18 protein-coding genes are annotated in these 22,792 nt (G+C 55.9%); 8 read left to right on the forward strand and 10 right to left on the reverse strand.

The window, feature by feature from the left end; translation table 11 throughout:
- Positions 1-67: 67 nt before the first annotated feature.
- Positions 68-1,402, reverse strand: a complete 1,335-nt coding sequence (locus MLE19_RS00800) for a replication-associated recombination protein A (protein WP_240716174.1) — start codon at positions 1,400-1,402, stop codon at positions 68-70.
- A gap of 225 nt (positions 1,403-1,627) precedes the next feature.
- On the opposite strand from MLE19_RS00800, the gene MLE19_RS00805 reads away from it, so the two are divergent.
- From MLE19_RS00805 to MLE19_RS00825, 5 genes are all read left to right on the forward strand, one after another.
- Positions 1,628-2,173 (forward strand): hemerythrin domain-containing protein, encoded by a 546-nt coding sequence (locus MLE19_RS00805; RefSeq protein WP_240716175.1) that lies wholly within the window; start codon positions 1,628-1,630, stop codon positions 2,171-2,173.
- 153 nt (positions 2,174-2,326) lie between these two features.
- Positions 2,327-3,157 carry a glutamate racemase gene (murI, locus tag MLE19_RS00810; RefSeq protein WP_240716803.1) on the forward strand — a complete coding sequence of 277 codons (831 nt, stop codon included), beginning with the start codon at positions 2,327-2,329 and terminating at the stop codon, positions 3,155-3,157.
- Between the two features lie 83 nt (positions 3,158-3,240).
- Positions 3,241-4,362, forward strand: coding sequence for a tRNA (uridine(54)-C5)-methyltransferase TrmA (gene trmA, locus MLE19_RS00815; RefSeq protein ID WP_240716176.1), 1,122 nt, complete (start codon positions 3,241-3,243; stop codon positions 4,360-4,362).
- A gap of 162 nt (positions 4,363-4,524) precedes the next feature.
- Positions 4,525-9,348, forward strand: coding sequence for an NAD-glutamate dehydrogenase (locus MLE19_RS00820; protein WP_240716177.1), 4,824 nt, complete (start codon positions 4,525-4,527; stop codon positions 9,346-9,348).
- Between the two features lie 139 nt (positions 9,349-9,487).
- Positions 9,488-10,501 carry a quinone-dependent dihydroorotate dehydrogenase gene (locus tag MLE19_RS00825; RefSeq protein WP_240716178.1) on the forward strand — a complete coding sequence of 338 codons (1,014 nt, stop codon included), beginning with the start codon at positions 9,488-9,490 and terminating at the stop codon, positions 10,499-10,501.
- Positions 10,502-10,579: 78 nt separating this feature from the next.
- On the opposite strand, the gene rmf is transcribed toward MLE19_RS00825, so the two are convergent.
- The gene (gene rmf, locus MLE19_RS00830; RefSeq protein ID WP_240716179.1) at positions 10,580-10,789 is read right to left on the reverse strand and encodes a ribosome modulation factor; all 210 of its coding nucleotides are present in this window, start codon (positions 10,787-10,789) and stop codon (positions 10,580-10,582) included.
- Between the two features lie 344 nt (positions 10,790-11,133).
- Here rmf and rlmKL point away from each other — a divergent pair, with 344 nt between their 5' ends.
- Both rlmKL and MLE19_RS00840 read left to right on the forward strand, forming a co-directional pair.
- On the forward strand, positions 11,134-13,386 hold the full coding sequence (gene rlmKL, locus MLE19_RS00835) for a bifunctional 23S rRNA (guanine(2069)-N(7))-methyltransferase RlmK/23S rRNA (guanine(2445)-N(2))-methyltransferase RlmL (protein ID WP_240716180.1): 2,253 nt from the start codon (positions 11,134-11,136) through the stop codon (positions 13,384-13,386).
- Between the two features lie 28 nt (positions 13,387-13,414).
- Complete coding sequence (locus MLE19_RS00840) at positions 13,415-13,750, forward strand: glutaredoxin family protein (RefSeq protein WP_240716181.1); 336 nt, start codon at positions 13,415-13,417, stop codon at positions 13,748-13,750.
- Positions 13,751-13,771: 21 nt separating this feature from the next.
- Here MLE19_RS00840 and MLE19_RS00845 read toward each other — a convergent pair whose 3' ends face one another.
- On the reverse strand, positions 13,772-14,053 hold the full coding sequence (locus MLE19_RS00845) for a hypothetical protein (RefSeq protein ID WP_071695775.1): 282 nt from the start codon (positions 14,051-14,053) through the stop codon (positions 13,772-13,774).
- A 97-nt stretch (positions 14,054-14,150) separates the two neighbouring features.
- On the opposite strand from MLE19_RS00845, the gene pdxB reads away from it, so the two are divergent.
- Entirely contained in the window at positions 14,151-15,296 is a 1,146-nt protein-coding gene (gene pdxB / locus MLE19_RS00850; RefSeq protein ID WP_240716182.1) for a 4-phosphoerythronate dehydrogenase PdxB, read from the forward strand.
- A gap of 92 nt (positions 15,297-15,388) precedes the next feature.
- Here the strand turns inward: pdxB and htpX are convergent, their stop codons facing one another.
- From htpX to MLE19_RS00885, 7 genes are all read right to left on the reverse strand, one after another.
- Positions 15,389-16,294, reverse strand: coding sequence for a protease HtpX (gene htpX / locus MLE19_RS00855; protein ID WP_240716183.1), 906 nt, complete (start codon positions 16,292-16,294; stop codon positions 15,389-15,391).
- A gap of 106 nt (positions 16,295-16,400) precedes the next feature.
- Entirely contained in the window at positions 16,401-17,648 is a 1,248-nt protein-coding gene (locus tag MLE19_RS00860) for a pyridoxal phosphate-dependent aminotransferase (RefSeq protein WP_240716184.1), read from the reverse strand.
- An 89-nt stretch (positions 17,649-17,737) separates the two neighbouring features.
- Positions 17,738-18,694, reverse strand: a complete 957-nt coding sequence (ylqF, locus tag MLE19_RS00865) for a ribosome biogenesis GTPase YlqF (RefSeq protein WP_240716185.1) — start codon at positions 18,692-18,694, stop codon at positions 17,738-17,740.
- 97 nt (positions 18,695-18,791) lie between these two features.
- Positions 18,792-19,190, reverse strand: a complete 399-nt coding sequence (gene msrB / locus MLE19_RS00870) for a peptide-methionine (R)-S-oxide reductase MsrB (RefSeq protein ID WP_035577725.1) — start codon at positions 19,188-19,190, stop codon at positions 18,792-18,794.
- A gap of 136 nt (positions 19,191-19,326) precedes the next feature.
- Positions 19,327-20,913, reverse strand: coding sequence for a gamma-glutamyltransferase family protein (locus tag MLE19_RS00875; RefSeq protein ID WP_240716186.1), 1,587 nt, complete (start codon positions 20,911-20,913; stop codon positions 19,327-19,329).
- A gap of 40 nt (positions 20,914-20,953) precedes the next feature.
- Positions 20,954-22,279 carry a TRAP transporter large permease gene (locus MLE19_RS00880; RefSeq protein ID WP_240716187.1) on the reverse strand — a complete coding sequence of 442 codons (1,326 nt, stop codon included), beginning with the start codon at positions 22,277-22,279 and terminating at the stop codon, positions 20,954-20,956.
- A gap of 3 nt (positions 22,280-22,282) precedes the next feature.
- Positions 22,283-22,792 carry a TRAP transporter small permease subunit gene (locus tag MLE19_RS00885; RefSeq protein WP_240716188.1) on the reverse strand — a complete coding sequence of 170 codons (510 nt, stop codon included), beginning with the start codon at positions 22,790-22,792 and terminating at the stop codon, positions 22,283-22,285.

The following is a 22,792-nucleotide window of genomic DNA, read 5'->3' on the forward strand; positions in this document are numbered from 1 at the left end:
CGTTAAAGACAAGTAGTTGCTGGAGAGTGGCAGTTTAAACCTGCCACTGATTTAACCATCAGGCGCCTTAGGGCGCCTGATCTGTTTCCTGATCACGGCTTTCCCGCCACGCCATAATTTCCCCAAAGCGTTTCTCCTGCCCAAAAGGGCTTGGCTTGAAGAAGGTGGCTTTAGGCAGCTCTTCAGGCCAGCAGTCGTGAGCACTACCCGACGGGTAGCCATCTGGCTCGTTGTGAGCATAGCGATAGCCCTCACCATGGCCCAACTGCTCCATCAGCTTGGTCGGCGCATTGCGAAGATATGTCGGCACCTCCACCTGGGGCTGCTGGCGCACGTACTGTTTAGCCTCGCTCCAGGCGCGATCAATACGGTTACTTTTTGGCGCTACGGCCAAATGAATCGCTGCATGGGCAATCGCCCGCTGGCCTTCGTAATCACCCAAACGCAGGTAGGCATCCCAAGCGGCAATCACTAATGGTAGCGCGCGGGGATCGGCATTGCCGACATCCTCTGAGGCAATGGCGGTTAATCTGCGTACCACATCCAGGGGGTCGCCGCCGCCCTGCATAAAGCGCGCCATATACAGCAGTGCGGCATTGGGGCGAGAAGAGCGTATCGATTTATGGATCGCCGAGAGCAGATCGTAATAGGCGTCGCCCTGTTTATCGAAGGCGCTGGCCTGATGGCCAATCACATCGGCTAACACTTCCTTATGCAGCACCTCACGGCCGTTTTCTTGGGTAGCGAAATCACACGCGGTTTCTAATAGCCCCAGCGCTCGGCGGGCATCGCCTGCACTGGCGTGGGCGAGGGCGGTTAATACCTCGTCACCAACCTGGATGTCACGCTTGCCCAAACCGCGCGCTTCATCGCTAAGCGCTTGACGCATCACCGTGATCAGCTCCTCCTGGGTAAGCGATTTCAGGACGTAGACCCGCGCGCGGGAGAGCAGCGCCGAATTGACCTCAAAGGAGGGGTTTTCGGTGGTGGCACCAATCAGCGTTAATAGCCCCGACTCGACGTGGGGCAGCAGGGCGTCCTGCTGGCTCTTGTTGAGACGATGAATCTCATCTAAAAAGAGAATGACCGTAGAGGACATCTGCTGGGCACGCTCTACCACGGCGCGAATCTCTTTTACGCCGGCCATCACCGCACTGAGGTGTTCCAAGTGGGCCTGAGAGGCCCGGGCCAATAGCTCAGCCAGTGTGGTTTTGCCAACCCCCGGTGGCCCCCATAAAATCATGGAGCGCACAACGCCGGACTCCGCCATGCGACGAAGGGGTTTATCAGGCCCCACCAGTGCCTGCTGGCCCATGTAATCGTCCAATTGGCGTGGGCGCATACGAAAGGCTAACGGGGCATCGTCGGAAGGTACCGCTTGGGCGCTATCAAAAAGATCCATGTAAACATCCGTTGTTAATCGAGACGTTGAGCAACAAAGCACCAACAAGTCACGGTGGTAAACCACACCTTAGCGAACTACCTTTGGCGTAACATATCAGAAAGATACACTTGCTAGGATAACGCTAGAAGGGCATTGTTTATGATAACCCCACGCGCTTATGATCGCATGCCGTCCAGCACTCAGGCCCGGCGGTAGGCATGACACAATAAAGGAGACAGTTCGATGTTAAACCAACTGCGTCTAGATCATGCCAACATGGCGAGGCTACTCCATGTACTGCAGCTTAAGCAGAAAACCCTCGTCTTGGGAGAGCGGCCCAATTTTCAGCTAATGCGTGAAGTGGTCGATTATATTTTGTCCTATATGGATGGCTTTGCTGCACCGCTAGAGCGTGTCTGCGTTGAGCGCCTGCATACCTTGGCACCTGAGCACGTCGCGCTGACCGAACAAATGGCCAACGATTACCGTGAGCTAAAGCCGCGTTTGCAGCGCCTGTCTAACGATATCGATATGATCTTGATGGATAACATCCTGCCAATGGATCGCTTTGCCGAAGATCTAAAAGATTATTTAGAGGCGCATCGGGCGTACCTTCGTCACGAACGTGAGGGGTTATTCCCGCTGATTGATGAACACTTTAGTCAGGAAGATATGGAAGAGCTGCGCCTGGCACTTCCCGAAGGCGCCGAGAAAGAGTTGGAGCGCCTTCAGGATGCTTATCCTGAACTCTACGCAGAGCTGCGCGGGGCTGATGTGCCCGCCGTATAGTCGTTCGTGAACAGCGACCCATAACAGTGTAGGCAATCGATAAAATCATCGGCGGGGCATGCTAAACTAGCGGCCCCGTTTTTGCTGGGCAATAGTTCATCCATCGACCAGCTCGGTGCTGATTAATCAAGCAGGACAGTGATGCAGAGAGCCATGCAAGGCCCCGTGTTAATTTTTGATTCCGGCGTCGGCGGCCTGTCTGTGGCGCAGTCGCTGCGTCAATACTATCCTGAAGCTGCCCTGTGCTACACCTGCGATAATGCTTGGTTACCTTATGGGCTGCGTGAAGACGCCGTTTTATCCGAGCGTATCGTGGCGGTGTGTCGCGCCGCCGTTGAAGCTTGCCAGCCTAGCGTATTGGTCGTTGCCTGCAATACCGCAAGCACCCTGGCGCTGGAGAATTTACGTCAGCAGTTAGCGATTCCTGTGGTGGGCACGGTGCCCGCTATCAAACCTGCTGCAGCGCTAAGCCAGACACGCCACATCGGGCTGCTGGCCACAAAGGCCACCGTAGGCAGACCATACACTCAGCGCTTGATTGATAGCTTTGCCAGCGACTGTATTATCACCCGCGTTGCCGCTGATGCCTTGGTCGTTGAAGCGGAAGCGTACTTGGCGGGTATCACACCGGATACCCATCGCATGCAGGCGGCGCTTGCACCGCTGTGGCAAGCCGTTACCCCTTCGCCTTTTCAACCTCTGTCTGCTCAACTTTTGTCAGCTGACCGTCAGGCGCTGGATACTGTAGTGCTTGGCTGTACCCATTTTCCATTGTTGAAGCCTTGGCTGGTGCAGCTTGCTCCCCGGCCTTTGCATTGGATTGATTCCGGTGACGCCATTGCTCGACGGGTTGCGCAAGTAGTGGATGAGCTTCACAGCGAGCATCCCGATGGTCGCTGTTTTACGACGGCACCCGCCGCGAATCTGACCGCTGGTTTAGCGCGCTACGGATTCAAAGCACCCCAGTTGCTAAGCGTGAGTTGACGAACACTATTCGCCGTTACTATTTCTGAGCCCATATTTCGAACCCCTTATTTCTGAATCTATTCAAGTCAAGAGGAGCAGCTTTGGCTATCCCCGTCGTAGAACCTGAACGTTATGCCGAGCAGTTAGCCGCCAAGCGCGACTATCTGGAGAGTACCTTTGCGCCTTTCCGGCCACCTGCGCTTGAAGTGTTTGAATCGCCGCCGGGCTACTACCGCCAGCGCTGTGAGTTTCGCATTTGGCACGAAGAGGATGATCTCTTCTACGCCATGTTTGAGGTAGACCCTGAGAACCCGAAGAACAAGCAAGTGATTCGGCTAGACCAGTATGCGGTGGCCAGCGAGCGCATTAACCAGCTTATGCCGCAACTGCGCGAGGCCTGCCTGAAGTCTGACGAGCTACGCCGCAAGCTGTTTCAGATCGAGTTTTTAACCACGCTGTCAGGCGAGGCGCTGGTAACGCTGATTTACCACCGCCCGCTTGGCGATGAGTGGGAGCGCCAAGCTCGGGCACTGGAAGCCGAACTGGGTATCATGATTATTGGCCGCTCACGTAAGCAGCGCATCGTATTGACCCGTGATCATGTCTGGGAGCGTCTTGAGGTGGATGGCCGCACGCTGCACTATCAGCAGGTCGAAAACAGCTTCACCCAGCCCAATGCGCATATCTGTCAAAAAATGCTTAGCTGGGCGCGTGAAGTCACCACTGGCCAGCAAGAGAGTGGCGAAAAGAGCGATCTGGTCGAGCTCTACTGTGGTAACGGCAATTTTACCATTGCCCTAGCCGATAACTTCCGCCGCGTGTTAGCGACAGAGATTTCCCGCACGTCGGTGGCCAGTGCAAACGTGAACCTGGAAGCCAATGGCGTCACGAACGCGCAGATTGGTCGCATGTCGGCAGAGGAGTTCTCGCTGGCACTGAAAGGCGAAAAAGCCGGGCGCCGCGTGGCGGAAATGGCCTTGGAAGAGTACGAATTTTCTACCGTACTGGTGGATCCTCCCCGCGCTGGGCTAGATGAACAGAGCTGCGAACAGCTCAGCGAGTATGCCCAGATCGTCTATATTTCATGCAACCCGGCCACATTGGCTGAAAACTTGACCATACTGACCAAAACTCATCGAATAGAGCGCTTTGCGCTGTTTGACCAGTTTCCGTTTACTGATCATGTTGAGTGTGGCGTGTTATTACAGCGGCATGCGGGTTAATCAGCATAAAACCTAATGCGTAAATGGCATGTGCCATGAATAACTCGTCAGGTGATTAGGGACGCGACGATAGGTAGCGTAAGCTAGGCGCTATGTTGGCCTAAAGGCCTATTGTCCTTCGTTTTTTGGCCGATTAATGGCCTAGGCAAGTCGAGGTGATGGATGCACTACGTTGCGATTGAAGAGAGTCGTCAGGATCTTTTGAAGCAGCTTCAGGAACGATTATACGCGCGCCTGGAGCCTGCTCGAGCCGCGACAATTGACGCCTTTGCTCGACACTTTTATGCCACCGTGCCGGTGGAAGACCTCGTGGATCGTCGCTTGGACGATCTGTACGGCGCAACGCTGTCGATCTGGCAGTTCTTGCAGCACCACGACCCGAAAAGCCCTAAAGTACGCGTTTTTAATCCAGATTTTGAAGAGCACGGCTGGCAGTCAACGCATACGTTTGTTGCCGTTCTCCACGAAGATATGCCGTTTCTGGTCGATTCGGTGCGTATCGAGCTCAACCGTCGCGGCTTGACGGTACACGCGATTCAAAACGCCGTTCTGGCAGTTGCTCGTGATGACCGCCACCAGTTACAGGCGCAGTCCTCACCGCGAGATGAGAACGCGCCTGAAGCCCGTGAGTCGCTGATTGTCATTGAAGTTGATCGCCACACCGATGTTGCGTTGCTTGAGAAAATCGAAAGCAACCTCAATGACGTACTTCGCGACGTGCGCACTGCGGTGGGCGATTATGATGCCATGTGCGCGCAAATTACCGCGTCGATCCAAGAGCTTGAAAAAAATTGCCCACCACAGATCGACCCAGACGATCACGAAGAGGCGATTGCCTTTCTAGAGTGGCTGCTCAAAGATAACTTCACGTTCCTGGGCTACGACGAATACCTACTGGACGGCGGCGAGTTACAACGCGATGCGGATAGCGTACTGGGCGTGTTCCGTCTGGATCAGCCACGCTACTGCGAGCGTATTCGCACCGAAGAGGGCGTGGATGAGCACAATGACTATGTGCTTGTGCCGCAGCTACTGTCGTTTGCCAAGAGTGCTCATCACTCCCGGGTTCACCGTCCTACCTACCCTGACTACATCACCGTTGATCGCTACGACGACGACGGCAATGTGATTGGCGAGCGTCGCTTCTTTGGCCTGTTTACCTCGACGGTATACAACGAATCGCCACGCAATATTCCGCTGCTGCGCCGCAAGCTAAAAGCCGTGATGGATATCGCTGGGTTTAATCCCCAGGGCCATAACGGTAAGCAGCTGCTCCAGGTGCTTGAAGTATACCCCCGCGATGATCTTTTTCAGATCGATACCGAGTCGCTGGCCAGTACCTCGCTGGGCATTCTGAATATCCGAGAGCGCCGCCAGGTGCGGCTGTTTATCCGCGCGGATATTAGCGGCAAGTTTTACTCCTGCCTGGTGTTCGTCCCCCGCGACGTGTTCTCTACGGACCTGCGTCAGCGGATTCAAAACGTACTGTGTGATGAGTTAGACGCCCACTTTGGCGACTTCAACACCTATTTATCCGAGTCGGTGCTGGCGCGTATTCAACTGATTCTGCGCTTTAATGGCGATGGCCCCAGCGACTACGATCTCAAACGCTTGGAGAGCAAGGTGTCGCGGCTGGCGCGCAGCTGGCGAGATGAGCTGCAGAGCGCCATGATCGAAGGTTTTGGTGAAGAGCGCGCCAATAGTCTGATGGATCACTTCCGCGAGGCCTTCTCTGCCAGCTATCGGGAAGACTTCTCCGCTCGCACCGCGGTGTTTGATGTTCAGCATTTGCTAACACTGAACAACGGCGACGACTTATCGCTGTCGCTCTACCGCCCGCTAGAAGAGCAGGGCGGTGGTGTGAACCTGAAGTTATTCCACCGCGAGTCGCAGATTCCCCTCTCCGACGTGCTGCCGATGATGGAAAACCTTGGCCTGCGAGTGATTGGCGAGCGGCCCTACGACATCGTCGCGCCTGAACAGCGTTATTGGATTCACGATTTCGAGCTTGAGCATAGCGGCAGGGATGTCAGCCTGGGCGATATGCGTGATGTGTTCACGGAAGCCTTTAAGCGTATTTGGACGGGCGAAGCTGACAATGACGCCTTCAACCGTCTGATTATCGGTGCAGGGCTGGATTGGCGCGAAGTGGCGATGCTGCGCGGCTATGCCCGCTATCTGAAACAGATCCGCTTTGGCATGTCCCAGGACTATATCGCTGCCACCCTGGCCAACTACCCGGCGATTACCCGCGAGTTGGTCGAGCTATTCCGTTTACGCTTTGAGCCCGAGCAGCAAGATCACGCCACCGATGAGTGTATTGCCAGCCTAAACGAGCGCCTGGAAGGCGTTGCCAGCCTCAATGACGACCAGTTACTGCGTCGCTTTATGGAGCTGATTCTCGCCACGCTGCGTACTAACTACTATCAGCTCGGCGAGGGTGGGCGTTTTAAAGACTATATCGCCTACAAGCTCGAGCCTTCCAAAGTCACCGGTATGCCCAAGCCACGGCCTATGTTCGAGATTTTTGTCTGCTCGCCACGGGTCGAAGGTGTTCACCTGCGCGGCGGTAAAGTCGCCCGCGGCGGCCTACGCTGGTCGGATCGCTTTGAAGATTACCGCACCGAAGTGCTGGGCTTGGTGAAAGCGCAGCAGGTTAAGAACGCCGTTATCGTCCCGGTTGGCGCCAAAGGCGGTTTTGTCTGTAAACGCATGCCGGAAAATGCCAGCCGCGACGTCGTGCAGAAGGAAGGCATCGCCTGCTATCAAATCTTTATCCGCGCGCTGCTGGATGTTACCGACAATCTGGTAGGTAGCGATGTGGTGCCGCCGGAAAATGTTGTTCGTCATGATGAAGACGATGCCTATCTGGTCGTGGCAGCCGATAAAGGCACTGCCACCTTCTCGGATATTGCCAACGAAATCTCCATTGAGTATGGCCACTGGCTAGGCGATGCGTTTGCCTCTGGTGGTGCCAATGGCTATGACCATAAGAAAATGGGCATCACCGCCCGCGGTGCCTGGGAGTCGGTGAAACGCCACTTCAAAAACCTCGATGTGGATACCCAGCGCGACCTGTTTAGCGTGGTGGGGGTCGGCGATATGGCCGGCGATGTCTTTGGTAACGGCATGCTGCTCTCTGACAAGATTCAGCTAGTGGGCGCCTTCAACCATCTGCATATCTTTGTAGACCCCAATCCCGATGCGGAGTCCTCCTTTGCCGAGCGCAAACGGCTGTTTGAGCAGCCACGCTCCAGTTGGGAAGACTACAGCCAGGAGTTGATCTCCGCCGGTGGTGGCATCTTTAGCCGTAGCGCGAAATCGATAAACATCACCCCGGAGATGCAGCAGGTATTCGGTATCACGGAGGAGCGCCTGTCGCCCAATGAACTGATCCGCGCCATGCTCAAATCCAAGGTGGATTTGATCTGGAATGGCGGTATCGGTACCTACGTGAAAGGCTCCGACGAAACTGACGCCGATGTAGGTGATAAAGCCAACGATACCCTGCGCATCAACGGCAATGACTTGAATTGCCGTGTGGTCGGCGAGGGCGGCAACCTCGGCTTGACCCAGCGCGGACGTATGGAAGCCGCCGCCAAGGGTGTGCGCGTTTACACCGACTTCATTGATAACGCCGGTGGGGTGAACTGCTCTGATCACGAGGTCAATATCAAGATATTGATCGATGAAGTGGTCAAACGCGGCGATATGACCGACAAACAGCGCAATCAGCTGTTGGCGGAAATGACTGATGAGGTGGGCGATCTGGTCATTCTGGATAACTATCGCCAGAGCCAGGCGCTGGACCTGTCAGCCATTCTTTCCAATCAGTCGATGGGGCCGTACCGCCGCTTTATCAGCGAGTTGGAGGCCGCAGGGCAAATCGATCGCGAGCTTGAGTTTCTGCCTACCGATGAGGTGTTAAAAGAGCGCGCGAGTAATGGCCAATCGATGCGCCTGCCAGAGCTCTCGGTGCTGATTTCCTACGCCAAGAGCACCCTGAAAGGAGATTTGATCACCTCTGATGTGCCGGATGATCACTATATTCACCGCCATCTGGAGCGCCTGTTCCCGGCAGTGTTGGTCGAGCGCTTTAAAGATGAGATGTACGAGCACCGCTTGAAGCGTGAGATCGTGGCGACCCAGGTTGCCAATGATCTGGTCGACCATATGGGTATCGTCTTTGTCCGTCGCCTAATGGACTCCACGGGGGCGGGGCGTGCCGACATCGCACGAGCTTATATTGTGGCCCGTGATAGCTTTAATCTGCCTACCTTATGGGCGCAAATTGAAGCCCTCGACAATCAGGTGCCCAACCGTATTCAGTACTCGATGATGCTCGACCTGATGCGCCTGATTCGCCGTGCCACGCGCTGGTTTGTGCGTCAGCATTTAGGCCTTTCGACGCAAGACACCATCGAGTACTTCGCTCCTCGCTTGGCGCAGTTACAGGAAGGCATCGGTGAACTTCTCAGTGGTGAAGAGCTGAGCGCCTGGAACGAGCGTCGTGACGAGCTGTTGGAGGCGGGCGTGCCGGATGCCTTAGCATCCACCGTGGCGGCGTCATCAAGCCTTTACGCGGGGCTGGGTATTATCCAGGCGGCACGCCTCACCAACGAGAAACCTCAGCGGGTGGCGGAAGTGCTGTATGAAATTGGCAGCCGCTTGGAACTGCCGTGGATGATTCAGCAGGTAACCCAGCTGGAAGTGCGCGATGCTTGGCAAGCGCAGGCGCGGGAAACCTTCCGTGATGATATCGAGCGCCAGCAGCTGGCCCTGACCACCAGCGTGCTGAAGCTCGATGCAGGAAGCCGCGATACCCAAGAGCGGGTGGCGCAGTGGCTGGATCAGCACGCTGATCTGCATCGCCGCTGGTGTCGTCTTATTGAAGAGGTACGTGGTGGCAGTGAAGGGGGCTTTGCGCTCTTTGCTGTGGCTGTACGCGAGCTGGTCGATTTGGCTGAAAGCGATAGCGAAGCCTAGACGTACCTCGTCCACTTAATTAAAGCGTGTCTATTTAATTAAGAAGGAGTGTGAAAGCGCGCCCTGGTTCTCCACCAGGGCGCGCTTTATTGCGTTATACTAGTGCCCGTTTTCAGTCCCCCGCTTCAAGAGATCCGCTATGTACAACCTCGCCCGCTCGCTGTTTTTTCGCGTTGATCCAGAAACGTCCCACGGCATGGCGCTGAGTGCATTAGAATCACTGCATCGATTGGGCGGCGTTTCGCGGCTTTTCGGCCAGCCGGTAGAGGATCCCGTGGAGTTGATGGGGCTGCGATTTGCCAATCGAGTGGGTCTCGCGGCTGGGTTGGATAAGAATGCCGACCACCTGGATGCACTGGGCGCGTTAGGGTTTGGCTTTGTCGAAGTGGGCACTGTTACGCCCAAACCGCAGCCGGGCAACCCCAAACCGCGGCTGTTTCGTTTAGCGCAGCATGAGGCGATCATCAACCGCTTTGGTTTTAACAACAAAGGGGTGGAGCATCTGATCCAGCAGGTTAAGCAGCGACACTACGATGGCATCGTCGGCATCAATATTGGTAAGAACCTCACCACGTCGGTAGAGCAAGCGCTAGATGACTACCTGGTGTGTTTAGACGCCGTGCACCCTTATGCGGATTACATTGCCGTCAATGTCTCATCACCCAATACCCCTGGGCTGCGCACCCTACAGTTTGGCGAGCAGTTGGATGCGTTGTTGGGGCCAATTCGTGCCCGCGCTATCGAGCTTGATGCCCAAGCGGGCCGAAAGGTGCCGCTGCTCATTAAGATCGCTCCAGATATGAGTGCTGAAGAAGTGGCGCTGATGGCGGGGAGTATTGAGCGCAACCACCTTGACGGCGTGATTGCCACCAATACCACGGTTTCCCGAGAGGCCGTGCAGGGTGATCCGCAGGCGGAGGAGGCCGGGGGGCTTTCTGGTAAGCCGGTGTTTGAGGCATCCAACCGGGTTATTCGCCAGTTGCGTGAGCATTTACCATCGCTCCCTATTATTGGCGTTGGCGGGATCGATAGTGCCGCTGCAGCACAGGCCAAAATTGCGGCGGGCGCGGATTTAGTCCAGCTCTACTCAGGGTTGATTTACCAGGGCCCTAAACTAGTAGGCGAGTGCGCCAGGGCACTGAAAGCGCACTAAAAAGCCCACTTGAAAAAGTGGGCTCACTATAAACCTTTCGTTCAGAATTTTTCTTTTAAAACTTTGAAAAATAAAACGTTAGGCCATGACTAAGGGATTTTTATGGATGCCCGAGATACCGGTCATGCCATCCCACTGGTCTCCGCGACCTTCACGCCAACCGCTCATCCAGTATTCGCGTAAATTGACATCTTGACTGGGACAGTCGTCGCGAGAACGACCCAATACACCCGCTTTGTAGCCGTGGACATAAGCCCGCTGGAAGCGATCACGTTTTTGCCGTTTCATTGGCTAACCTCTTTTCACGAAAGCCTTTGATAAGAAATAGAGCGTTATCGAAAACGATAAACAACCCTATTCCGAGAGCTTGCTTCAAGAGCGAGACGCCGCATCAACCCCAGTGTCTAGCTCTCACGGGCTGAACGAGTCGGGCGGCGATCTCTTGCAAAGAACACTTACTAGCCATAGGTCTAGTGATGAACCGACCCTGACTAGAAACGCATGCGTTTTTCAGTAGCTACTCTCTTATTGTTAGACCATGATGGGGCCATCTGTCGACTACCAATTTGTCATAAAACGTAAACTCATTTGTTATATACAGGAATATCGCGCCTTTCAGCGCCTCTATTATCATGACCGAGTCGAACCAAACCGCTCCGCTAAATTTGCTTGCCACCTGCCCCAAAGGCATTGAAGGCCTGCTCCACGATGAACTCATAGCGCTGGGCGCCACGCCGGGCAAAACCACGGTGGCTGGGGTGTACTTCACTGCCAGTCAAGCCATCGCTTACCGCGTATGCCTATGGTCGCGATTGGCCAACCGGGTGATTTTAACCCTGGTACGCGAATCGATGATCGACACCGCCGAACAGGTACGCGACGTGGTGGCTCGGATTGCCTGGACCCAGCATCTGGCGCCGGGAAATACATTGGCGGTGGATTTCCACGGCCGTAGCGAGCATATTCGCCACACTCGTTTTGGTGCCCAGACCGTTAAGGACGGCGTAGTTGATGCCCTTCAACTGGCCGGGCAGGAACGTCCCAACGTGGATACTAAAACTCCACATTTGCGCATATACGCCCACCTCCATCGGATGAACCTAACTATTGGATTGGATCTCTCTGGTGAAAGCCTACACCGTCGCGGTTATCGCCGGGATGTAGGCCATGCGCCGCTAAAAGAGAATCTGGCGGCGGCTCTGCTGGTGCGAGCGGGTTGGCCAGAAAGGCTCAAAGCCGGTGAACCGTTGATCGATCCGCTTTGTGGTGCAGGCACGCTACTCATCGAAGCCGCCATGATGGCCGCTGACCAAGCACCTAACCTGAACCGTGAACGCTTCGGCTTTCACGGCTGGGCAGGGCATGATGATGATGCGTGGCGAGAACAGAAGCGCGAAGCCGAAGCCCGTGCATCGATTGGCCGAAAACGCTGCAAAGCCCAGCTGCTCGGCTTTGACCAGAGCCCTGCGGCACTAACTGCCGCCAAGTCCAATGCCATGCGTGCCGGTATTCCTGCGCTGATTACCCTCCATGGTCAAAGCCTTGCTCAGCTTACCCGGCCTGAATCATTGACCGCTGAATGTGGCCTGTTGATCACCAACCCCCCCTACGGCGAACGTTTGGGTGAATTGCCTGAGCTGGTGCGTCTATATGCCCAGCTTGGCGAGAAAGCCAAAGCGCTGTTCCCCGGCTGGACGCTGGCGGTATTTACCGGCAATCCGGATCTCGGCCATCGCCTGGGAATGCGTGCGCACAAGCAGTACGCGCTCAAAAACGGTGCTTTGGACGCCAAGCTGCTATTAATGGAGATTGGGGGAGCTGGGCATTCACCTGCTGCGAGCGATGTGGCGCCCGCACAGCGTGAAAGTGGTGCAGAGGCAGCGCCCAGTGACGTGGTTGGCGAAGAGCAAGCGGCTCATAAAAACCAAGACAATGCGCAGATGTTTGCCAATCGGCTGATTAAAAATCAGAAGCGCTTAAAGAAATGGCTGAAGCAGAGCGGTGAAACCAGCTATCGTGTTTATGACGCCGATATGCCGGAGTACGCCCTAGCGGTTGATCGCTACGGTGACCGCGTGCATGTGCAAGAGTACGCGGCCCCCAGCTCGATCAACCCGGCGCAGGCGCAAAAGCGCTTGTACGACGCTCTGGAAGTGATGCCCGAAGCGCTTAACGTTGACGCTAGCAAGATCTATATCAAACGCCGTGAGCGCCAAACCGGCAGCGCCCAGTACCAGAAACGCGCCGCCAGCGGTGAACGTTTTGAGGTGCAAGAAGGCGAGGCGCGTCTATGGGTCAACTTGCGCGACTACCTGGATACCGGGCTGTTTCTTGACCACCGTCCGGTACGGCGGAGGCTGGGTGAAATGGCTAGCGGTAAGCGTTTTCTAAACTTGTTCTGTTACACCGCCACAGCAACGGTACAGGCGGCATTGGGCGGCGCCAGCGACAGTGTGAGTGTCGATATGTCGAACACTTACCTGGAGTGGGCCAAGGATAACTTTGCGCTGAATAAGCTTGATACCCGTCTGCACCGGGTAGTGCGCGACGACTGTTTCCGCTGGCTGGAAACCGCCAATGCCGAGTTTGACCTGATTTTTATGGATCCACCGACATTCTCTAACTCCAAGAAAATGCGTGATACGCTAGACGTACAGCGTGATCACCCGCGTCTCGTGGAGCTTGCCATGGCGCGTTTGGCGCCCGGAGGCACCTTGGTGTTCTCAAATAACCAGCGGCGCTTTAAGCTAGACGAAGCACTTAGCGAACAGTTTGCAGTAGAGGATATTACCGGGCGCAGCTTTGACCCCGATTTTCAGCGGCGAACGAACTTACACCACGTATTTCTACTTCGCCATAAGGTCTCATTAAGAGAGCTAGTATGAAGAAAGCTAGTATGCAGAGAGCTTCAGTATGATTCAGCTATCGCTTTACACGACCATGGGTTGTCACCTGTGTACCCAGTTAGAGGCGCTGGTGGCCGCTCTGGCGAATCAAAAGGTGTGGTTGCACCACATTGAAATTAGCGAGGATGATGCGCTGGTTGAGCGTTATGGCGTGCGCATACCGGTGCTGATGGATAGTAACGGTAATGAGTTGGATCGTGGCTTTGAGTTGGAGCGATTAAGCGACTGGTTGCGCGAACGCGGCTGGTTGGATGAAGTGGCGCTGGCGGGGTTTGTTGCCCCGCCGGATACCACCGAGCCAGTAGGCGCCTATGAACGTGATGGACGGCGCTTTCTTGGATAACACTTTGACTATTGATATTGGCTAAAGCACGTCCAACAGCGAAAGCTGGCGCATGGCTTCCTGGCCTTCAGGGGTATGGTCGGCCACTTCCAGCACCTTGCGAAACCCTCGCGAGGATTGGATGGTGGTTTCGTCCTCCAGCCACATATGGGCTTGATCCAGCGTATCGGCTAGCTGATGTTTTAGGCCGCCAAACTGAGTGCCGATTTGGCCCCAAGCGCGGCTGAAAATCCAGTCACCAAACATATCCTGGTGAATATGAACCAACACATAGTCATGGTTGGTTTCCCAGCGTACGATCACAACATTCTCCTTAGATAGCCCTTACAAGATAGCCTTGAAACACGCCTGCCCATCAGCCGTCGCGGGCGTATTGTAAAGCCCGGATACCCAAACGCCTATGAAACTTGTCATCGACGCCAATATCCCCGCTGCCGAGCACTGCTTCGGCCATTTCGGTACGCTCACCCGCGTGCCAGGGCGGGAGATAAACGCCGCCCATCTTCAGGGCGCCGATGCGCTTATCGTGCGCTCCATTACCCAGGTAAACGATCAATTGCTTGGCGATAGCCCCGTGCGCTTTATCGGCACCTGCACCATCGGCACGGACCATATCGATCAGGCGGCGCTCGCTAAGCGCAATATCGCTTTTGCTAGCGCCCCAGGCTGTAATGCCGAAGCGGTGGTGGATTACGTATTGAGCAGCCTGCTAACGCTGGCTGAGCGCGATGATTGGTTACTTAGTGAGCGCACGGTGGGTATTGTTGGGGTTGGCAATGTCGGCAGCCGCTTGCAGGCACGGCTATCGGCTATGGGCGTGGCTACGCTTGCCTGTGATCCGCCCCGGGCTGAAGAGGAGGGGCAGGATGGCTTTCACTCTTTAGACGCCCTGGTCGAGCGCTGTGACGTGCTCTGCCTGCATACGCCGCTGACTCGCGAAGGCCCTCACGCTACTTATCAACTGCTTAACGCCCAGCGCATTGATGAGCTGGCGCCAGGCAGCGTGCTGCTGAACGCTGGGCGCGGTGATTGTGTAGATGGCTTAGCGCTGCGCAGCCGTTTGGCAGGCAAAGGTGATATCAGTGCTGTCCTGGACGTATGGGAACAGGAGCCGGATATCGATGCAGGCTTGCGTGATCTGGTATCTCTGGCAACACCACACATTGCCGGGCATAGCCTGGATGGCAAGCTACGCGGTACCTGGATGATTCAACAAGCGCTGGCGCGCCTCTTTGAGCAGTCAAGCGAGTTGCCATTCACTGATATTTGCCCACCGCCCGCGCTGGCATCGCTGCATTTGCAGCACGCACTCCCCGTGGAAGATGCCCTGAGACTCTGTATGCGAGCAGTGTATGACGTACGCCGCGACCACGATGCGTTACAGCGCCAAACGCAGCACCACGGCATGCACAAAGGCTTTGATGACTGCCGTGCCAATTACCCGTTACGTCGCGAATTCGTCACGCTCAATGTGCAGCTATCAGGGGAGGCGTTAGCGTTAGAAGACATCCTGCGAGGGGCTGGGTTTGCAGTAACCCAAGCCTAAGTAGTGAAAATCAGGTATTGAAAAAAACAGGCAGCCAAAAACAGTAAGGCCCGCATCTGCGGGCCTTAAACGTTTAGCGTCGTTATAAACACTTACTGACGATAAGCGGCTTCTTTCAGTGCGCGGATGCGCTCATCAAGAGGTGGGTGGCTGGCAAACAGCTTTTCCACCAGCGAGCGGGTTTGGCCTTTGGTGATGGCCATGGCACGCAGCGTGTCGGGCATTTGATCGGGCATTTCGGTTTCGGTTTTCAAACGTGCCAGCGCGCTGACCATGGCATTGGTGCCCGCCAAGCGCGCGCCTGCTTCATCGGCGCGGTATTCGCGGTAGCGCGAGAACCAGGCAACGATTGCTGAGGCTAAAATGCCAAATACGATCTCCGCGACCATGACCACGGCGAAGTAGCCCATAAAGCCCAGTCCACCACCGCCTTCACTGCGGCTGCGTAGGAAATTATCGACCAAGTGTGCCACTACCCGGGCAAAGAACATCACAAAGGTGTTCACCACGCCCTGAATCAGCGCCAGGGTGACCATGTCACCATTAGCAACGTGGCCAATCTCATGTGCCAGTACCGCGCGCACTTCTTCCGGTCGCATGCGATTCATCAATCCTGCGGAGACGGCCACCAGCGCATCGTTTTTATTCCAGCCTGTCGCAAAGGCGTTGGATTGTTGCGCGGGAAATATGCCTACTTCCGGGGTTTTGATGCCCGCTTCACGGGAGAGCTCAGCGACCGTATCCAGCAACCACTGTTCGGTGGAGTTGGAGGGCGTTTCGATAATCACCGTGCCGGTGCTGCGCTTGGCCATCCATTTGGAGATAAACAGCGAGATAATGGAACCCGCCATGCCGAAGATAAAGCAGAAAATCAGCAGGCTAGTAAAGTTGATGCCCTGACTACGCAGGTAGCTCTCTACGCCAAGCAGGCGCAGGGTAATGCTGGCCACCAGCAAGACCGCTATGTTGGTGCCTAAAAACAGCAGAATTCGCATCATGGTGCAGGTTCTCCCTTAAGATTTATCGAAGCAACGCTAGATTAATGGCTTAGATACGTGCTGTTGATGGCAGTTTCAAGTCATGGGGTGTTTAACACATCCACATTTACTGCCGGTAGCGCGACAAGAAGTTAGCAAAGCGATCCAGTGCATCACCCAACTGATCTGCCCAGGGCAGGGTCACGATGCGCACATGATCGGGTTCGGGCCAGTTAAAGGCGGTACCCTGCACCAGCAATATTTTTTCCTGCAGCAGTAGATCCAGCACCATCTGCTGGTCGTCTTTAATGTTGAATACTTTAGGGTCGAGGCGCGGAAAGGCGTAGAGCGCGCCTTTTGGGGTTACACAGGAAACGCCGGGGATCGCATTCAGCTTCTCGATAGTGATATCGCGCTGGGCAAGTAGCCGACCGCCGGGCAGGATTAAATCATTGATCGACTGATAGCCCCCCAGCGCGGTTTGAATCGCATGCTGGGCGGGCACGTTAGCGCACAGCCGCATGGAGGCCAGCATATTCAGCCCCTGGATATAGTCCTGGGCGTTTAACTTGGCCAGGGTGCCAGAAATAATCATCCAGCCGGAGCGAAACCCTGCGCAGCGATAGCTCTTTGACAGCCCGTTCATGGTGATGACTAACTGGTCATCGTCCGCCAGCGCACCCGTAGCGGTGTGCTCAACGCCGTCATACAAAATCTTGTCGTAGATCTCGTCAGAGAACACCACTAGGTTGTGCTGCTTGGCGATCTCCAATACTTCTTTGACCACCGCGGGCGGATAGACTGCACCGGTCGGGTTATTGGGGTTAATCAGCACAATGGCGCGCGTATGGCTGGTGATCTTGGCGCGAATATCTGCCATGTCAGGCGTCCAGTCGGCCTGCTCGTCGCACAAATAGTGCACCGCATGGCCACCGGAAAGGTGAGCGGCGGCGGTCCAGAGCGGGTAGTCCGGCGCCGGAATCAATACCTCATCGCCGTCGTTGAGCAGAGCCTGCATGGCCATCACGATCAGCTCAGAGACGCCGTTGCCAATGAAGATATCCTCAATGCCCACCCCTGGAATCTGCTTGCGCTGGCACTCCTGCATGATCGCTTTACGGGCAGAGTAGAGGCCTTTGGAGTCGCAGTAGCCCTGGGCCGTGGGCAGGTTACGCATCACATCCTGAAGAATCTCTTCTGGCGCCTCAAAACCAAACGGCGCGGGATTGCCGATGTTGAGCTTGAGAATTCGCTGGCCTTCCTCTTCCAGGCGCTTGGCGTGGTCGAGCACCGGGCCGCGAATGTCATAGCAGACATTGTGCAGCTTATGAGATTTCTTCAACGGTTGTGGTTCGTGCGACTGCGGGGTATCCATGAGGTGTCTGTCCAAAAGTAGCGAGAGGCCCAAAGTATCCAAAAGGTAAGCGCCTACAAGCCGTCATCGGCTAACAGGCTGCCAAACCATTATGCGTCGGAAAGGTCTTGATTGTCTTCGTTGTTTTGCACGGGCGGTGGTGGAATATCCGCCGGCGTTTCAAGGGTTAGTCGGCCCAGCTTGCCATCGCGCAGTTCGTGAAGCAGTACTTCCGCGCCGCGATGCAGGTCGACGGCACCGCCGGGGCGCAGGCCGCCACGCCGGGCAGCAATATCTTTCAAAATGGCGTTGCCGTCAAAGCCGGCAATAGCGAGAAAGTCGGGCTTTTTGGGGCCATCGGCATCAATGTCGTGGGGAATGTCCGGCGCGGCGTAGGGTGGCAGCTCTTTAAGCTTATACCGGGTAGTGAGCGCTTCGGGGTAGCGCTTGGCGAGCTCCGCGCTGGTAACAATGGCTACATCGGTGTACTCAATGGCCGTGTCGCGAATGGCACCGGTGGCGGCGAGGCGGTAGGCGCTGGCCTGGTCTTCAATTTTGGGCCACAGCACGCCGGGGGTGTCGGTAAGCGCGACACGCCCATCAATGCGCACCTTTTGCTGGCGCTTAGTGACCGCCGGCTCGTTGCCGGTTTTAGCGATTTTTCGTCCAGCCAAGCCATTAATCAGCGTGGACTTACCGACATTGGGTATGCCCATCACCATTACCCGCACATCCCGGTCCGCGCGCACCGCGCCGGCTAGCTCATGGCATAGTTTGGGAATCTGCTTGAGCTCGCGGGTGTTGGTGGTAGTAACAGCAAGGGCTCGCATGTTCTCTTGGGCATCAAAGTGGGCGACCCATTCTGCCGTCCGTTCTGGGTCGGCAAGATCGGCGCGGGAGAGAATTTTCAGTACCGGCTTATGGCGCGTTAGCTCGGCCAGCATCGGGTTGGCGCTGGAGTAGGGCAGACGCGCATCGAGTACCTCGATTACGACGTCAATTTCAGGCAGCACCTCCTTAATCTGGCGGCGGGCCTTGTTCATATGTCCGGGGAACCAGCCGAGCATCAGTCTCTCCTGAAAGTACAAAAATAGCAGCACAAAAAAAGCGGGCTGCTATTGTAGCACCCGCCTTGCTGGTTTCCTTGCGAGGATTTAGCGCTGATTACTCGTCAGGGTGGAATTCCAGTGATACTGAGTTAATGCAGTAGCGCAATCCGGTGGTGTCGGGTGGCCCATCGGGAAATACATGACCCAGGTGGGCATCGCAGTGGGAGCAGACCACCTCTGTGCGCTGCATACCGTGTGTGGTGTCGGTATGCTCCTCTACACAGCGGGTGCCCAGCGGCCGGTCAAAGCTTGGCCAGCCGCAGCCAGCGTCAAACTTGTGCTCGTTTTCGAACAGCGGCGCATGGCAACAAACGCAGTGATAGATGCCCTGCGCATCGCGCACCTGATAGTCGCCGGTGAATGGGCGCTCTGTGCCCTTTTCACGCGCTACGCGGTACTGCTCGGGTGTTAGCTGCTGTTGCCATTCGTCGGGGGATTTTTCTATTTTCGCCATGGGGTTCTCCTTTCCCTCTGGTTTCAATCATTCAGAGGCTTATTAGGCAGACTAGCTTATCACTTGTGTAAGTGACAGCTAGCCATCTAACCAAGTTCAGCCAGTACGAAGGCTAAGAAAACCATCAGTCCGCTTATTATAAGCTTGCCGCGCCGCCGTTACTGCGCGGGTCGTGGGCGCTCTCTATTAAACCATCCGGGTGGTGCACAATACCACCCGCATGGCCCATGGTGTCGCTGAACGCGTCAGGTAGAACTTCCACATCGTGGCCCGCCGTTGCCAGGGCGGTGACTAGCTCGTCGTCAAAGCGCGCTTCGAGCTTTAAGTTAGTGCTGGTTTCGCCCCAGGTACGCCCGAGTAGCCAGCGCGGCGCGGTAATCGCCTGCTGAAGTGGCATGCCGTGCAGGGCATAGCGTGAGAACACCGCCGCCTGGGTTTGTGGCTGACCTTCACCGCCCATGGTGCCGTAGACCATGGTGCGGCCATCGTTAAACTTGGCCAGTGCCGGGTTTAGGGTATGGAAGGGTTTACGGCCAGGGGCTAGGCCGCGCAGGTCGTCGGGATTCAGCGAAAAGCTGATGCCGCGGTTCTGCCATAGCACGCCGCTTTCCGGCAGCACCACGCCGCTGCCAAACTCCCAGTAGATGCTCTGGATGAAGCTCACTGCACGGCCTTCGCTATCTACGGTGCCCATCCAAATGGTGTCACCTGGAGCAGGCTCATGTGGCCAGGGTAGGGCGCGCTGTGGATCAACGTTAGCTGCCTCTACACTAATATTTTCTTCGCTGAGTAAGTTTTGTAGCTGCGTAGGCACACGGTCGGGGTCAGTGACGTTTTGGTCACGCAGGATAAAGGCACGCTTGGTGGCTTCAATCAGGCCATGCAGATGGTCAAAACCGTTTGGCTCGGCGGCTTTTAGGCGCTCGTAAATACCTAAAATCATTAACGACGCCATACCCTGGGTCGGCGCTGGCAAGTTATACAGCGTGGCATCCTGGAGGGTGACTTCCAGCGGTGTGACCCGTTGGGCGCGGTAGGCGTGAAAGTCAGCCAAGCGCAGAGGGCTGCCGACGGCCTCTAAGTCTCGCGCCATGCTGGTGGCCAGTTCGCCGCGGTAGAAATCATCTAATCCTGCTTCTGCCAAACGCTTGAGTGTGGCGGCCAAACGCGGCTGGCTCAGCCGTTGGCCTTCACGGGGCACCTGACCATTAAGCAGAAGGGCATCGCTAAAGCCTGGGCTTTGGGATAAACGCTCTACGTGTTTGGCAGTGAGCGCCTCTTGGCTTTGGGAAACCGCAATGCCCGCTTCGGCATGATGAATGGCATCGGCCAGTAGGGTGGTGAGCGGAAGTGACTTGCCCCATGCGGATGCCACGTTCAGTGCTTCATGCCAGCCGCCAATGGTGCCCGCCATGGTAAGCGCAGCTTTAGGGCCGCGCTCGGGAATCTGCGTTTCACCAGCGTAGAAATCTGCATTAGCAAAGCCCGCTGCAGGGCCGCAGGCGTCAATGGCAATGGGGGCTTTGCCTGGCTCATGAATGAGCCAGAAGCCATCGCCGCCCAGTGCGTTCATATGCGGGTAAACCACCGCAATGGCGGCCGCCGCTGCGACCATCGCTTCCACCGCATTGCCGCCCTGTTTCAACACATCTCGACCGGCGCTGGCGGCTAGGTGGTGAGGAGCGACGCAGCTGCCGCCATAACTACGTTGAGTATGAAGCATTTTTGATTCCTTGTTGTTAACTAAATACTAATGCAAGACGTTACCAGCCAATCGCGTTCGGCAGCCAAGTGGCAATGCTGGGAAAGATAAATACTAGTGCCACGGCAACAAACTGTAAGCCGATAAACGGCAGCGCGCCTTTATAAATATCCAGTGTGGTGACCTCTTTTGGTGCCACACCCTTGAGGAAGAACAACGACCAGCCAAAGGGAGGAGTAAGAAACGAGGTTTGCAGCACCAACCCCACCAAAATCCCCAGCCATACCATATCAACGCCCATCTGAACAAAGAACGGTAAAAATAGCGGCAAGGCAATATAGCTGATTTCAATCCACTCCAGAAAGAAGCCCAATACAAACATCAGCATTAGCATAAACAGCATCGCGCCGAGCTCGCCGCCGGGCACCCAGTCGAACATTCGAGCCACCAAATGCTCGCCGCCCAAGCCACGGAATGCCAGTCCGAAAACCTGTGCGCTGATCAAAATAAAGAACACCATTGCGGAAATCACCAGCGTGGCCTTGGCGACCTCTTTGAGTAGCGCAAATGTTAACCGCCCCGAACAGGCTACAAATACCAGCGCGCCTAGCGCTCCCATGGCGGCGGCCTCGGTAGGGGCAGCAATTCCACCGATAATCGACCCCAGCACAGCAAATACCAAGCCCACAGGCGGCCCCACCACGGTGATCACTTTGCGTATTAGTTGGCGACGCCCCATATTCGCACGCTCTTCAGCAGGTATCGGTGGCATCAGGTCGGGGTAGAGTTTGGCGATCACCAGAATGGCAATAATATACACCGCTGCTAGCGTCAGCCCCGGCACCATGGCCGCGGCGAACATCGTGCCGACCGATTCACCCAAAATTTCGGCTAGCAGAATGAGCACCAGGCTGGGCGGAATAATTTGCCCCAAAGTGCCGGATGCGCAGATCATCCCGGTGGCAAGCGTTTTAGGGTAGCCGCGGCGTAGCAGGGTCGGCAGGGTGAGCAGGCCCAGGGTAACGATAGTGGCACCGACAATACCCGTCGCGGCGCCTAACAACACTCCAACTAAAATGATTGCCACGCCCATGCCACCAGAGAGGCCGCCAAATAAATGGCCGATCACATCAATCAGCTCTTCGGCTAACTTCGACTTCTCCAGCATCACCCCCATAAATACAAATAGCGGTATCGCCATAAAAGTGTAATTGGTCACCACCCCGTAGATACGAGATGGCAGTAGATTAAACAGCATCGGCCCGAAGCCGATATAGCCAAAGAAAAAGGCCGTAGCGGCGATGCTGATACCTACCGGAATACCAATCAGCAGAAACACGAAAAAAGCCACGATCATGCCGATCGCTAGCCATTCATTGGGAGACATGCGTTATTCACCTCGTGTGGGCAGGGCGAACGCCTGACGCAGCGCGTGGGCCAACCCTTGCAGCGCGAGAAGGACAAAACCAAACGGAATCAGCGATTTGAGTAACCAGCGCAACGGCAGGCCGCCAGGGTTGGGCGACGATTCACCGCGGGCGAATGATTGGGCGATCCAGGGCAGTGTCAGCCAGGCGATATACAGCCCCATGACTAGCAGTAATAGCCCGCCGATCACCTCAATCACTCGCTGCAGGCCCGCGGGGAAGCGTTCGTAGAAGACGTCCACACGCACCTGCTCGCCCATCAGCAGTAGATACGACATGCCAAACAGTGCGATAGGTGAGATCAGGTGCCACTGCAGCTCCTGCAGCCATACCGCGCCAATGCTGAACGCGTAGCGCATCAATACGTCACCAGCGACTAATCCGACTAATACCACGCAGGTCCAGGCGGCGATCCAGCCAAAAAGCCGAACCACCGCCTCAACTCCGTGGACAAAACATGCCACGGCGCGCAT

Source organism: Vreelandella neptunia, from assembly GCF_022489065.1.
GTDB classification, from domain to species: Bacteria; Pseudomonadota; Gammaproteobacteria; order Pseudomonadales; family Halomonadaceae; genus Vreelandella; species Vreelandella neptunia_A.